10 protein-coding genes are annotated in these 13,951 nt (G+C 61.8%); 9 read left to right on the top strand and 1 reads right to left on the bottom strand.

Going from position 1 to position 13,951, the window contains the following annotated elements; all coding sequences use genetic code 11:
• The first annotated feature begins 12 nt into the window (after positions 1–12).
• The 3 genes from EEB12_RS03345 to EEB12_RS03355 are packed head-to-tail and all read left to right on the top strand — an operon-like array spanning position 13 to position 5,479.
• Positions 13–2,775 (top strand): cation-translocating P-type ATPase, encoded by a 2,763-nt coding sequence (locus tag EEB12_RS03345; RefSeq protein WP_097387477.1) that lies wholly within the window; start codon positions 13–15, stop codon positions 2,773–2,775.
• Entirely contained in the window at positions 2,772–4,466 is a 1,695-nt protein-coding gene (locus EEB12_RS03350) for a SulP family inorganic anion transporter (RefSeq protein WP_021343951.1), read from the top strand. Before EEB12_RS03345 ends, EEB12_RS03350 begins: the two co-directional genes overlap by 4 nt.
• A gap of 47 nt (positions 4,467–4,513) precedes the next feature.
• A complete protein-coding gene (locus EEB12_RS03355) occupies positions 4,514–5,479 on the top strand; it encodes an endonuclease/exonuclease/phosphatase family protein (protein WP_092764519.1) in 966 nt (321 codons plus the stop codon).
• Positions 5,480–5,515: 36 nt separating this feature from the next.
• Here the strand turns inward: EEB12_RS03355 and EEB12_RS03360 are convergent, their stop codons facing one another.
• Complete coding sequence (locus EEB12_RS03360) at positions 5,516–6,514, bottom strand: Lrp/AsnC family transcriptional regulator (protein ID WP_223257884.1); 999 nt, start codon at positions 6,512–6,514, stop codon at positions 5,516–5,518.
• Between the two features lie 136 nt (positions 6,515–6,650).
• Between EEB12_RS03360 and EEB12_RS03365 the strand changes: the two genes are divergently transcribed.
• The 6 genes from EEB12_RS03365 to EEB12_RS03390 all read left to right on the top strand — a co-directional run bounded on the left by EEB12_RS03365 (position 6,651) and on the right by EEB12_RS03390 (position 13,949).
• Positions 6,651–7,994: a DUF3100 domain-containing protein gene (locus tag EEB12_RS03365; RefSeq protein WP_020969365.1), complete on the top strand. Its 1,344-nt coding sequence runs from the start codon at positions 6,651–6,653 to the stop codon at positions 7,992–7,994.
• An 84-nt stretch (positions 7,995–8,078) separates the two neighbouring features.
• Positions 8,079–9,293, top strand: a complete 1,215-nt coding sequence (locus EEB12_RS03370) for an amidohydrolase (protein WP_019748013.1) — start codon at positions 8,079–8,081, stop codon at positions 9,291–9,293.
• Entirely contained in the window at positions 9,290–10,648 is a 1,359-nt protein-coding gene (locus EEB12_RS03375) for an L-serine ammonia-lyase (protein ID WP_141487404.1), read from the top strand. Before EEB12_RS03370 ends, EEB12_RS03375 begins: the two co-directional genes overlap by 4 nt.
• Before the next feature lie 125 nt (positions 10,649–10,773).
• The gene (locus EEB12_RS03380; RefSeq protein WP_258537434.1) at positions 10,774–11,679 is read left to right on the top strand and encodes a hypothetical protein; all 906 of its coding nucleotides are present in this window, start codon (positions 10,774–10,776) and stop codon (positions 11,677–11,679) included.
• Between the two features lie 126 nt (positions 11,680–11,805).
• The gene (locus tag EEB12_RS03385) at positions 11,806–12,966 is read left to right on the top strand and encodes a serine hydrolase domain-containing protein (protein ID WP_080910462.1); all 1,161 of its coding nucleotides are present in this window, start codon (positions 11,806–11,808) and stop codon (positions 12,964–12,966) included.
• Positions 12,967–13,262: 296 nt separating this feature from the next.
• Positions 13,263–13,949: a TetR/AcrR family transcriptional regulator C-terminal domain-containing protein gene (locus EEB12_RS03390; protein ID WP_141487406.1), complete on the top strand. Its 687-nt coding sequence runs from the start codon at positions 13,263–13,265 to the stop codon at positions 13,947–13,949.
• Positions 13,950–13,951 lie beyond the last annotated feature (2 nt).

The following is a 13,951-nucleotide window of genomic DNA, read 5'->3' on the forward strand; positions in this document are numbered from 1 at the left end:
GGACGTGCGGTCATGAGCCCCACGCCGTGGCATGCGCAGAGTGGCGAATCAGTCGTGTCCGTACTGCAGTCGGACCAGCAGCGCGGACTGCAATCGAGTGAGGCCGACCAACGTCGACAACGCTACGGGTCGAACGAAATCACCTCGACGCCACCGCCGTCGACGTGGTCGATCGCACTGTTGCAACTGAAAGATCCGATGAACTTGATGCTCGTCGCCGTGGCCGCGGTCAGCATCGCCATCGGTGAAGTGCCGACAGCGATCGTGGTGGCGGTGCTCGTCGTGCTCAACATCGTCCTCGGAACTCGACAGGAGTTGAAGGCACGGGCCAGCGTCGACGCGCTCGCCAAGATGCAGACACCCCAAGCGCGGGTCATTCGTGACGGGAACCTGATTCAGCTCGACGCTACCGAACTGGTGCCGGGTGACGTCGTCCAAGTCGAGGCCGGAGACATCATCGCTGCCGACGGGCGGTTGCTCGCCTCGACCACCCTGGAGACACAGGAAGCCGCATTGACCGGGGAAAGCGCGCCGATCCCGAAGGACCCGAAAACGCTGAGCAATGAGGATATTCCACTCGGAGACCGCAGCAATCTGGTGTTCCAGAACACCTCGGTCACCCGCGGCACAGCGACCATGGTGGTCACCGAGACCGGAATGCAGACGCAGATCGGCCAGATCGCGTCGATGTTGTCGGCCGTCGCCCCTGGCAAGTCGCCACTGCAACGAGAATTGGACTCTCTCACCAAACTTCTCGGCATCATCGCGTGGACAGCCGTGATCGTCATCGTCGTCATCGGACTCATTCGTGGTCAGGACCTGACAACGCTTCTGCTCCTTGGTATCGCGATGGGAGTGTCCGCGATTCCGACCGGCCTGCCAACCTTCGTCCAGGCAATGCTGGCCTACGGGGCCCGTCAACTGGCCGACGCCAAGGCCGTCGTGAAGAACCTGACCGACGTCGAAACTCTCGGCGCGACCAGTGCAATCAACTCGGACAAGACCGGCACGCTGACCATGAACCAGATGACCGTCCGATCGCTGTACGTCCACGGCCGTTGGTACACAGTCGACGGCGAAGGCTACGCCAAAGCGGGAAGGATCACGCAGGTTGCCGGCGAGGCACCGCCCGACTTCACCCTTCTCGCATACGGACTGTGTCTCGACAGCGATGCAACGGTTTCCGATTCCGGGGAAGTTGTCGGCGACCCGACCGAGGCCGCACTCGTGGTGCTCGCGGCAAAGATCGGTGCCGACGCCCCACTCACCAGACGGACCTACCCGCGGGTGGCGACGGTTCCGTTCGATTCCGCGTACAAGTTCATGGCCACGTACCACCATCTCGAAGTCGACGGCTCAAGTCAGTTCGTCGGATTGGTCAAGGGCGGACCCGATGTCGTCCTCGCTCGTTGTTCTTCGGCCTTTCTCCCCGGCCGCCGGCAGGTACCGATCGAGGAAGTCCGAGACGAACTCACGGCAGCAAATCAGTCCATGTCCGAGAAGGGTCTTCGGGTGCTGGCATTCGCGGTCAGACGACTCGACGGACGGGAAGACGCTGTCGTGGCGGACCCTATGTCCTTTGTCGAGGACCTGACGTTTGTCGGTATGGCAGGCATCATCGACCCGCTGCGTCCGGAGGCGGTCGATTCGGTGCGAACCGCACACCGGGCCGGCATCGAGGTCCGCATGATCACCGGCGACCATGCCATCACCGCCGCCGCGATCGGTGCCGAACTCGGACTCGGCCCGGGCGCGGTCGGCGGAGCCGAATTGCAAGCGATGACCGATGACGAACTCTCGGCCGCGTTGCCGAACCTGCACGTGTTCGGCCGAGTCACTCCGCAGGACAAACTTCGCTTGGTCGATGTCATGCAGAGCGGTGGCGCCGTGGTCGCGATGACCGGAGATGCTGTCAACGACGCCGCCGCGTTGAAGAAGGCCGATATCGGCGTCGCCATGGGCTCGGGCAGTGAGGTAACCAAACAGGCGGGCAAGATGGTGCTCACCGACGACAACTTCGGAACCCTCATCACCGCGATCACCCTGGGCCGCAACATCTACGGGAAGATCGTCTCGTACATCCGCTACCAGATGTCGAAACTCTTCTCGTTGGTTCTCCTCTTCCTCGCCGCGAGCATCTTCAACATCAACGAGGGTGTGGCACTGACACCGCTGATGGTGCTGTTCCAGCACTTCTTCATCACACTGTTCCCCGTCGCCGTGATCATGCTCGACCCGCCGCCACCGGATCTGATGAACAAGCCGCCACGCGATCCCAAGATGCCGATCGCACATCGAAGCGCAGTCGCTCAGTGGCTCGCGTACGGCGTCTTGCAATTTGCCGTGACACTCGCAGCGATGCTTCTCGCACCCGGCGAAATGAGCACTACTGAGGCGAATGTCCCCATGACCACCGCATTCGTAGTGCTCTCTCTCGGTTCGATATTCGCTGGGTTGACCATGCGGCGTGATCCCGAGTCCGGCCTTGTTCCGCCGGTTCTCGGTGCCATCAAGATCTTGACCATCCCCACGGTCGTGACCGTATTTGCCGTCGAGGCGGGTGTTCTCCAGGATCTCCTCATGACAACCTCACTGACCGGCGCCCAGTGGCTCGTCTGCCTAGGCTGGTCGCTGATCATCCCGGTTGTCGTCGAGTTGGAAAAGGCGATCCGACGCCGCCGCCTCTCACCGACACCTGTCGCCATCACCGCGACCACTGCAGTTGCCCCCGAGCGCGCCCGTCACTCCGCTGAGGGAGGGACAATCACACGATGACGTGGACGGAGGGTCTAGGTCGGCTACCGGGGATCGCGACTGCCCGCGGGTACCGCCGCGAATGGCTGCGAACCGACATCACAGCAGGGCTCGTCTTGACGGCCCTGCTGATCCCGGCGGGGATGGGCTACGCCGAGGCCGCCGGATTGCCCGCGTACGCCGGTCTGTACGCAACCATCGTGCCGTTGCTCGCGTACGCGGTAGTCGGACCGTCGAAGATTCTTGTACTCGGGCCTGATTCGTCGCTGGCACCGCTCATCGCCGCCGCAGTCATACCGCTGGCGGTGGTCGGCGATTCGGAGAACGCGCTTGCACTCGCCGGGGTTCTCGCCGTCCTTGTCGGGCTCATCCTGGTGATCGGCGGATTCCTGCGTCTGGGTTTCGTGACCGAACTCCTCTCGAAACCGATCCGCCTCGGCTACCTCAACGCCATCGCGCTCGTCGTCGTAATCGGTCAGATTCCCAAGCTGCTCGGTTTCTCCGTCGACGCGTCCGGCCTCCTCGGTGAAATCGGTGAGATCGGAAAGGCTCTGGCCGGTGGAGATGTCGATCCCCTCGCTGCCGTCGTCGGCGTGGGTTCACTCATTGTCATTGTGGTCTTCCGGCTCTGGGTACCTGTTGTACCCGGTGTGCTGGTCGCCGTCGTCGCGGCAATAGTCTTGTCCGCCGCCGCCGGTCTCACCGATGACATCGGCATGGTCGGCGCACTGCCGGAAGGACTTCCCCTCCCCTCTCTCGGTGGAGTCACCTGGCAAGACGTCGGGCACCTGATCGGACCGGCGGCCGGTATCGCGCTGATTGCCTTCGCCGACACCGGCGTTCTCTCGCGCACCTTCGCCGCCCGACACGGCGAGGACGTGAACGGCAGTACCGAGATGAAGGCGATCGGTGTCGCGAACGTGGCCGGCGGACTGTTCGGCGGATTTCCGATATCGGCGAGCGGATCACGGACGCCGGTAGCCGAACAGAGTGGGGCGCATACACAATTGGCCGGTGTCGTCGGAGCACTCGCCGTCCTGGTGTTTGTCCTCGTCGCTCCCGGACTGACGGCATATCTGCCCGATGCAACACTGGCCGCCGTCGTCATCGTCGCCGCGTGTGCACTGATCGACGTGGGCGGCATGGTCCGCATGTGGCGCATGAGCACCGTGGAATTCGGCCTCGCCGTCGCGGCGTTTCTGGGCGTTGCCCTGGTCGGGGTGCTTCAAGGCATCCTTGTTGCGATCGGACTCTCCTTCGTAGCGGTCATCGCGCAGGTATGGCAGCCACATCGAACCGAACTCGTCGAGACGGGCGAACCCGCGGGATTCCACGACGTCGAACGCCACCCGGACGGACATCGCATCCCCGGCCTCGTGTTGGTGAGATTTGACGCACCACTGTTTTTCGCGAACGGCGAGATCTTCGACGAGTACGTTCGCTCCGTCGTCGCCAAGGCACCCGACCCGGTCGAATGGGTGGTCATTGCCGCCGAGCCGATCACCGGACTCGACACGACCGCCGTCGACGAACTCGTCGATCTGGATACATTTTTGGAGGGCAAAGGAATTCGATTGGCATTCGCGGAGATGAAAGGTCCGATCAAGGATCGACTCATCCGATTCGGGGTCGGCGACAGGTTCGATTCGACGCACTTCTACCCGACCATCGAAGCGGCCGTGAACGCATTCCGCACCCGAACCGGCGACTGACAACGCCAGGCAATCGGGAGCCTAAGCTGCATCAGGTACCGTTTGGTATGGGATTCACGACGGACAACGTTCCGGCTCGCCGTATCGCTCAGGTCGCCGGGGTGGGTGGGATTGCCGTCGGTGTCATTGCGCTGATCTCGTTGTACTCCACCAAGCCGATCAACCCGTTGATCGCCGTGGCCTCCTTTGTCCCGATGCTGCTTGCAGTCACACTCGCAGCGTCCCTGATATGCCTGGTTTTTCGCCGCTGGATCCTGCTGGCGATTTCGGTGGTACTGATAGCGGTGGGCGCGTCGGTGATCAGTCCATTGTATGTAGCAAACAGTTCCGAAATCGACGGGCCGTCTCTGCGTGTAATGCAAGCGAACCTTCTCTTCGGGCAGGCAGACCCCGTCAGTTTGACTGCGACGGTGCGTGAGAAGGCAGTCGATGTCCTGACGGTTCAGGAACTGACCACATCACTCGAAGGCTCTCTGAGAGATCAAGGGCTCGAGCAACTGCTGCCGCATCACTACTTGGTACCGGACGAGGCCGGCGGGGGTGGCGCAGGTATTTACAGTCGTTATCCGCTGACGGAAACTCGGGAATTGAACGGCTTCGGACCTACCAATCTTGTTGCCGAAGTGGGATTCTCAACCCCGTTCACCCTTCTGGCGGTTCACCCCGGACCGGCGTACGTGACCCCGCCCGACGTGTGGACTGCCGAGCTGAGCACTTTGCGAAACGCGCTCGACGCCGCTGCCGCGGAGGGAACCGTCGTCGTCAGTGGCGATTTCAACACGACCTTCACGCACAAGCAATTCCGTGACCTTCTCGACGTCGGCTACTCCGATACCGCAGACCAATTGGGAGTCGGCATCGTTCGCACCTACCCGGCGGACAAAAAATTTCCCGCGATCGTCGGCATCGACCATGTACTTCTGCGGGGTGCACAGGCGAAGACTCTCGAGCGCATCGAGATCGAAGGTTCCGATCACTACGGCTTGATCGTCGACGTGGCGATCCCCCAGTAGTCGGAGAGCACCCGATCCGCGCGAACGCGTTACGGATCACCCGTGCTTCGGCATGCTTCGACCCGACACATCGATTGTTCGATGTAGATGATGCGGCGTACGCAGGACGATCGACCGGTCCACCACGGATACGCCCGGAAACTGCTCGGCGAGATAACCTTCCAAACGCTGCACGTCGTCGATCGAGCGCAGCCACACCGCCAATGCGATGTCGTAGCTGCCGATCGTCGAAGCAACAAGCCTCGCCTCACGCAGGAGGGAAAGGCGCTGAGCAATGGCTTCCTTTCGCCCCTCGAGACGTAAGAAATACCAGGCGTAGACCGGCCAGCCGGAGTAGGGCCGAGCAATCTCCGTGCGGACGACCAGGCGCCCCGTCGACAGCTCGTGAGAAAGGAGCGCCCCGGCGCGAGCCGGCGTGACGCCGAGGGCTGCAGCGAGGGCCGAGACGGTAATTCGTGGTTCGCGAGAAAGGATGTCGAACAGCTTCGACTGTTCCTCTTCGCTGGCGCGTACCCCACGACTCTTCGCCGCCGGGGCCGACTCGAGCGCGGCAATTTCTTCCGCATCGAGAGCACGTAGACGCCAGTTTCGTGCGTCGGAATTCGCCGAGGACACGATCTGAGTTCGCATCGCAGTGACCATCGGCAGCGATCGTGTTCGTTCCAAGACATACCTGGACAATTGATCGAGGTCAGTGCAGGTGAGCGTGACGAGTAGATCCCGATTGCCGGTTGTGAGATCGACTGTGAGAACTTCGGGATCGTGCGCGATCTGTTCGGCCACGCTCAAGGTCTGTGCCGGTGCGCATTCGATCTCGAGCAGTGCGGTCGCCGACACGATGGGACCCCCACGGTACGCAGCGATCCACGCTATCCCTTGCGAGTGCAGACGCTCCCAACGCCTGGTCAGGGTGACCGGGTCGGAACCGATCGCGCGTGAAAGCTCGGACCACGAGGCTCGCGGCCTGATCTGCAGTGCGTTCAACAGCCGAAGATCTTCGTCCTTGAGCACCTGATCCTGCACCGAGGACCTCACTTTCAAAAGAATGCTGCACCGAAACAGGATCGAAACGCATCGATCCTAACTTCATCACATCAATAGTCCACCAAATCCTGAACCTCGAGAACGCTTGCTTCTTGCGTTCGTTCGCCCCCTCGAGAAAGACACCGACATGACCGAAGCATTCCCTGTCTCGCATGACGATTCTCCGGTCAGCGATCAAACCCCGACGCAAAAGATCGTTTTCGCCTTGAGGTCGCCACGGCTGTGGATCGTGGCGATTCTGCTCCTCGCGCTTGCGGCAGGCGCTCAACTGATCGGCCCCGCAGTGATTCCTGTCGGCGCTGCCGCCATCACGATCTTGCCCATGGTGTGGGGACTGATTGCCGGCGGTGCCGTCTCGAGTCAGAAGTGGAAACCTCTCGGCCTCGATCTTCAGGCCGCAGCCTCGGCAATCATGGGGCTGGCTGTTCTCTTGCTTTGCGCGAGACTGTCTTTCACCATCGGCCCGAACATCCAACTGTTGTTCGAGGCGGGCCCCGCCCTGCTACTGCAGGAACTGGGGCACTTGTTCGGCACTATCGCTCTCGCACTCCCGTTGGCGGTACTCCTTCGGATGGGACCGGCCACCGTCGGAGCCACCTTCTCCATCGACCGCGAGGGGTCCTTCGCGATGGTCAGTGAACGCTACGGTCCCGATTCCGACCAGTACCGTGGTGTCCTGTCGATGTACGTCTTCGGCACTCTGTTCGGTGCCGTGCTGATCAGCCTGATTGCGTCGCTGGCGACATCCTTCAACATCTTCGACCCCCTTGCATTGGCGATGGGTGCTGGGGTCGGATCCGGCTCGATGATGGCTGCCGCTGCCGCCAGCGTCGTTTCGGCGCACCCCGAGATGGCCGACCAGGTACTCGCCGTAGCGGCAACATCCAACATCATCACCGGCCTCCTCGGCGTGTATGTCGGCATGTATGTCGCACTCCCCCTTGCCGATCGAATCTACGGCGCACTCACCAAGCGCTCGAAGACGACCAGCGAACGGAAAGCCGACACTGCCCCACGAGCGGTTGCGCCGAGCGTCACCGTGCCGCTGACCACCATCGTTCCGATTCTGTTCGTCGGTGGGGTCATCGTCTCCTCAATCGCAGCGGGTGGCGTATCTCGATCGATCATCGTCGGTTACCTGATCCTCACCGGATTGTTGCTCCTGGGCGTCGGCGTGGCCCGCCTGACGCGCGGCAAGATCGCGGCGATGATCGCAATCATCACCATCGGCGCCTTGGCGACAACACCGTGGTCCCCCATCGGTGATTTCGTCTCGAGCACCGTCGGGACTGTCGACTTTCTCTCGATCTGCACCCTCACCTTGACTGTCGCAGGTCTCAGCCTCGGCAAGGACCTTCCCTTGCTCAAGACGATCGGCTGGAAGATCGTGCCCGTCGGAATCGTCGCGATCCTCGCCTCTTACCTACTTTCCGTGGTCGTCGCGGAGTTCGCGCTGGGCCTCTGGCACTAGAACTGCACCCGAAGACGCTGAGAACCGAAGACACCGCGATCCGAAGACACAGAGAACCAAAGATGTTGAAAGGAAGCAATACCCATGTCCATCGCTGACACCCTCACCCACACAGACTCGGTTTCGAGCACGATCGAGAAGTGGGCATCACGCCTCATCGATGTCAGCCACACGATCCATGCTCACCCAGAGCTGGCATTCGAAGAGCATCGGGCGTCCGCCCTCTTGGCGGACGCCGCACAGGAAGCCGGCTTCACGGTTACTCGCGCCGCCTACGGCCTCGAGACGGCATTCGAAGCTGTGCGAGGCTCCGGCCCCTTCCGCGTCGTAGTCTGCGCTGAGTACGACGCCCTTCCCGACATCGGTCATGCGTGTGGACACAATGTCATCGCCGCTGCCGGACTGGGAGCAGCGATCGCGCTCGGAGAGGTCGCGGAGGAACACGGCCTGACCGTCGTCCTTCTCGGTACGCCGGCCGAAGAACATGGCGGCGGGAAAGTCTTGCTGCTCGAACGTGGCGCATGGGAGGGCGCGGCGATGTCGATCATGGTCCACGGTGCTGCAGGTGAAGACGTCAGTTGCACGGTCACCGGAACGCAGGCAGTCGACCGGTTCGACGTGACCTACACCGGACGAGCCGCACACGCGGCCGCTGCGCCACACAAGGGCATCAACGCAGGTGACGCCGCCACGATCGCCTTGGTCGCCATCGGACTTCTCCGTCAACAACTTCCGTCCGACGTCAGGCTCAACGCCTACGTCGAGCACGGCGGCGAAGCAACAAACATCATTCCGGCCTCGACGTTGGTGCGAGCGGAAGTTCGGGCCGCAGAACTCGACGTGCTGTTGGACGCCAAGCGTCGCATGCTCGCCTGCTTCGAGGGCGCAGCTGTGGCCAGCGACTGCTCCTGGTCGACCGAACGCGCCGAACCGCGCTACGAGGAGCTTGTTCAACATCGCGTGCTGGCGACGATCTGGGACGAGGAGATCGCGAGCCTGGGCCGCACCGCGGCCGCCCGAACTCCCCTGACCGGCGGCTCGACGGACATGGGCAACGTGTCGAAGGTGGTCCCCTCGATCCACCCGATGATCGCGTTGCGCGGCGTCACCGGAGTTCCTCACACTATCGAGTTTGCCGCTGATGCCCGCTCCGCAGCGGGCGACGAAGCTGTTCTGCACGGAGCAATCGCAATGGCGCGCACAGTGATCCGAGCCGCAACCGGGGACTCGCGCTCCAACCTCCTGACGATTGCGGCCCAGCGCGAGTCAGGAGCGACCACCGTCACGAGCGCCAAATGAGCACCACCGGCGTCTACGTTTCCGCTCTCGAATTCTTCTCCATCGGCATCGGACCCTCCAGTTCACACACGGTCGGTCCGATGCGCGCCGCCCACACTTTCGGCGGCGAGCTCTCCGCCGCCGGCTTGACCGCGTCGGTCGACCGAATTCGCTGCTACCTGCACGGCTCTCTCGCCGCCACCGGAATAGGTCACTGCACTCCCGACGCGGTGATTGCGGGACTTCGTGGGTTGGATCCTGAAACGTGCGAGCCGACCGACGTTCACGGGCGCTGGGCCGAACTGTCGGACGGCGGATCGGTGATGCTCGTCGGTGGCTCACTCGAACACGTAGTGTTCACTCGCGAGGACATGGTGTTCGAGCCACTCGTTCGCCGTCACGGGCACCCCAACTCGATGACACTGACAGCCTTCAAGGGTAACGAAATCGTCTGTACGAGTACATATCTGTCGATCGGTGGCGGATTCGTACTGCGCGCCGGAACGGAGACGCAAGCAAGCGCGCATTCGATCAACTCACGCTATCGAACCGCGAAAGAGCTACTGGCGGAATGCGGCTCCGGAACCATCGCCGAGCTGGCACTGTCGGACGAAATCGCGATGCATGGCCAGGATCGAGCATTCACCGGCATCGACGCGATCTGGTCCGCGATGCGCGCATGCATCGAACGCGGCACCCAGACCGAAGGTGTATTGCCCGGGCGTCTCGGAGTTCGCCGACGAGCACGGTCTGCGAACACTCAACTGGAACAACGTAACTGCGACCCCTCCTCACGCGAGTGGCTGACCGTCTACGCCATGGCGGTCAACGAAGAAAATGCAGCAGGTGGCCGCGTGGTAACGGCTCCGACGAACGGCGCTGCGGGCATCGTGCCGGCGGTGCTCTATCACCACATACGTGCGACGGGCGCCGGCGCTCACGACGTTCGAACCTTTCTCCTCACTGCTGCCGCAATCGGATCGATCATCAAGGCGAATGCCTCGATCTCGGGTGCGGAGGCGGGGTGCCAGGGTGAAGTCGGAGCTGCCTGCGCGATGGCGGCAGCCGGCTTGTGCGCTGTCATGGGCGGATCACCACGACAAATCGAGAATGCAGCTGAGATTGCCATGGAACACCATCTGGGGCTGACCTGCGATCCGGTTGGTGGCCTGGTCCAAATCCCCTGCATCGAACGAAATGCCGTAGCCGCCTCGACTGCAGTCACCGCAGCTCAGCTCGCATACCTGGGTGATGGGACGCATGTGGTGAGCCTCGATACCGTCATCGAAACCATGCGCCAAACCGGAAACGACATGTCCGTGCGTTACAAGGAAACCAGTGAAGGCGGACTCGCCGTCAATGTCGTCGAGTGCTGAGGGGATGTCGACGGCAGCGGCGACGGCGGGCGGACGCCATCGCCGGAAATATCATCCTCTCGAACGATGAAGTCCGGTGTACCGATTTCTACACTCGTTGACATGACTTTGTGGACGGTGACCAGATGATCGCTCATCACGCTGGAGGAATCCCACTGCACAACTCTCCACTGCACAACACCGCGGGGCCGTCGCGCTCGACGCAGTCCTCCGGTCGCAAGATCGCCACGTTGATCGCGTTGGTCGCCGGTTTCTCCGCTGCCTTCGTTCTCGCCCCGGGCATGCTGACGAGTAGGCCGGGCGATGGGTACGCAGGCGAGGGGGAACTCGTCGAGACGGTCCGCGCCGCGTTCGTCGAATACTGGAGTTCCGGTGCCCAAGCCTTCTCTCCGAGCTTGGAGTCCGCTGTCGACTACTGGCTGCGTTACCACGTGGCCAAGGCTGTGATCGCGGTAATCCTGCTGACGGTTCTGTTCGCACTCGGCCGCATGCTCAAGGCGTCGTTCGTGAACGCCGGCCCTCTGACGACTGGAAAGAAACTCGCATTCGTCTCGGCGGGAGGCCTGGTCGCGCTCCTCGCACTGTTCTCTTCGGTACTCGTGATGGCAAATGTCCAAGGTGTTGTCGCACCCTTCTCTTCGCTGATCTCGATGTTGCCCGTGGCCCAGACGGATGGGGCACTCTCCGAAACTGTCGGGCAGGTCCGACAACAGCTCGCTCAGTCGACGGGCACCGGAAATCAGCAAAGTCCCGCCCTCGAACTGATGATCAGCGACTTCGCGCGGTATCACTTGGCCATGGCGGTGATCGCGCTGATCGCGGCAGCAATATCACTGGCCGTGGCTGTGGTCGTGTGGGCACGCTTCGCGAGAACGGCACGATCCGACAGGCGGACGAGATTCATGTCGGGGTCGATAGGTCTTCTCACTGCACTGTTCACGCTGGGATTGATCGTTGTCGGCGTAGCAAATATGGGCACCGCGGCAGACCCCGCACTGGCCCTGGCGGCGTTCTTCGACGGCGGGCTCTGACCCAAGTCAAGGGTTCAGACCAGGGTTCCGTAGTCCCCCGGTACCGGTTGAGGAGGTACCTGGGGACTGCGTCTGCCGTACCCGGGGTCGATGTGTGAGTGCCCTCGGACAGGCAGAGTTCGACTCATGAAAACCGGAGCAAGACGCATCATGCTTGTCGGCCTGTGCAGCGCCATGGTTGCCGGCGCTGTAATCAGCTGCAGCACGGACAAATCCGCAGACAATCCCACATCCACCACTGACAAGGTCATGGACTCTGCCATCACCGGCCAGCTCGATTCGATCATCGACGCTGCGGTGAATTCGACGGGGATTCCCGGTGCGATGGTGGGCATTTGGGGACCCGACGGCAACTATGTGAAGGTTGCAGGAGTCGCCGACACTGCAACCAAGGCACCGATGGAGACCGACTTCTACCACCGGATCGGTAGCGTCACCAAGACATTTACCGTCACCGCCCTGCTGCAATTGGTCGACGAGGGAAAGATCGGTCTCGACGATCCGATCTCCCAGTACGTCGACGGGGTCATGGAAGGTGATGCGATCAGCTTGCGTCATCTGGCAGGGATGCGCAGCGGCCTCGTGGACTACACGACGTCTGAACAGTTTGTGATGGAATATCTTTCGGATCCTCGCCGAACTTTCACACCGGAGGAACTCGTCGGATACGTCAAGGACCTCCCACTCCAACTTCGACCAGGGACCACCGTCGACTACTCGAACACCAACACTATTCTGCTGGGAATGGTGATCGAAAAGGTCTCCGGCTCAAAACTGTCGGACGTCATCGACACCAAGATCACGACACCACTCGGCATGGAGCACACAAGCTTTCCCACGACCAACGCGTTCCCGACACCACACGCACAGGGGTACACCAACCAAACGCTCGACGAATCCGTGACCGCGGCGACGGACTGGAATCCGTCGTGGGGCGGCGCCGCGGGTGCAATGATCTCGTCGTTGGACGACATGCGCATCTGGGTTCCGGCGCTGGCCAAGGGCGATCTCCTCACCGACGACACTCAGAAGCAGCGCCTGCAAACCGTGAACTTGAGCGAAGGGGACGACAGCTCCGGCTACGGACTCGGATTGTTCAACAGCGGTGGCTGGATCGGTCACAACGGAAGCCTGCCCGGCTACAAGACAGTCTCGGTCTACTTGCCCGAGAAGGACACCACCCTGGTCGTCTTCATCAACACCGACATCGACGGCGAGACTGATCTGACCAGCGCATTGATGGCACCGATCACCAAGTTGATCAGCCCCGACAACGTCTACGGCTGATCACCTCAGGTCCGATCCACAATTCGGACAAAAGTGACATACCGGGTTCGATCTGTCGATAAGCTCGACCGTCGGCAGATCGAAACCCGAAAGAGGCGCTCATGGGATCGTTGAACGACTGGCTACTCAACAGCGACAGCCCGCTCGTGGGCATAGTCGGCGGCATCCTGCTGACGATCGCAATGCTCTCCGGCGGTACGGGCATGTAGCCCATTCACATCAGCATGTGATTCGTGACATCTTCACGTGACTCAACGAACATGTTCGTTACGAACATGTTCGTGTACCGTGAAAATATGCCCAATCAGCCAGCAAGTCCATCGAGCCGACGCAATCGTCCGGCCAAACCCGCTCTGACACGCGAGGGCATCGTCAGTACCGCGGTGAAAATCTTGCGGTCGGAGGGGTTGCAGAAGTTGACCATGCGTCGACTCGCCCTCGAACTCGACACCGGGCCGGCGTCGCTGTACGTGTACGTTCAAAATACCGCCGAATTGCACGCCGCCGTTCTGGACGAACTGCTCGGAGTCGTGGACCTCGCCGAAAATTCCTCCGGCACTTGGCAAGCGCGCCTCGAACGGGTGCTGACGTCCTACACGGCCATACTGTTCGATCATCCCGGCCTTGCCCAGTCGGTTCTCGTTTCCCGGCCCAGCGGAGTTCACTACGTACGCCTGCTCGAGCGCCTGCTGGCATTGCTCGACGAAGGCGAAGTCCCTTCGGGTCAAGCCGCGTGGGGCGTGGACTTGCTGCTGCAGTACGCGACGTCCACTGCTGCCGAACACTCGGCGCCGAACAATTCCGCCGACTCGGATGCCCAATGGAGCGCGTTGACCGACGCAATCCGGAACGCAAACCCGCAGACGCACCCACTCGTCGCAGGCCATGCAACAGCTCTACTTGCCGGTGAACCCACCGCGCGCCTCTCCTGGGGATTCCGCACGCTCATCACGGGCATCGAGAACACCCCACTCACTTCTTAGGA

Origin of the sequence: Rhodococcus sp. WS1, from assembly GCF_003797745.1 — a bacterium.
Classification (GTDB): domain Bacteria; phylum Actinomycetota; class Actinomycetes; order Mycobacteriales; family Mycobacteriaceae; genus Rhodococcus_F; species Rhodococcus_F erythropolis.

Excerpts from the sequence above, each read along its gene's own strand:
- EEB12_RS03380 (WP_258537434.1), top strand. The coding sequence starts at position 10,774 with ATGATCGCTCATCACGCTGGAGGAATCCCACTGCACAACTCTCCACTG.
- EEB12_RS03365 (WP_020969365.1), top strand. The coding sequence starts at position 6,651 with ATGACCGAAGCATTCCCTGTCTCGCATGACGATTCTCCGGTCAGCGAT.
- EEB12_RS03390 (WP_141487406.1), top strand. The coding sequence starts at position 13,263 with ATGCCCAATCAGCCAGCAAGTCCATCGAGCCGACGCAATCGTCCGGCC.
- EEB12_RS03385 (WP_080910462.1), top strand. The coding sequence starts at position 11,806 with ATGAAAACCGGAGCAAGACGCATCATGCTTGTCGGCCTGTGCAGCGCC.
- EEB12_RS03375 (WP_141487404.1), top strand. The coding sequence starts at position 9,290 with ATGAGCACCACCGGCGTCTACGTTTCCGCTCTCGAATTCTTCTCCATC.
- EEB12_RS03370 (WP_019748013.1), top strand. The coding sequence starts at position 8,079 with ATGTCCATCGCTGACACCCTCACCCACACAGACTCGGTTTCGAGCACG.
- EEB12_RS03355 (WP_092764519.1), top strand. The coding sequence starts at position 4,514 with ATGGGATTCACGACGGACAACGTTCCGGCTCGCCGTATCGCTCAGGTC.
- EEB12_RS03345 (WP_097387477.1), top strand. The coding sequence starts at position 13 with ATGAGCCCCACGCCGTGGCATGCGCAGAGTGGCGAATCAGTCGTGTCC.
- EEB12_RS03350 (WP_021343951.1), top strand. The coding sequence starts at position 2,772 with ATGACGTGGACGGAGGGTCTAGGTCGGCTACCGGGGATCGCGACTGCC.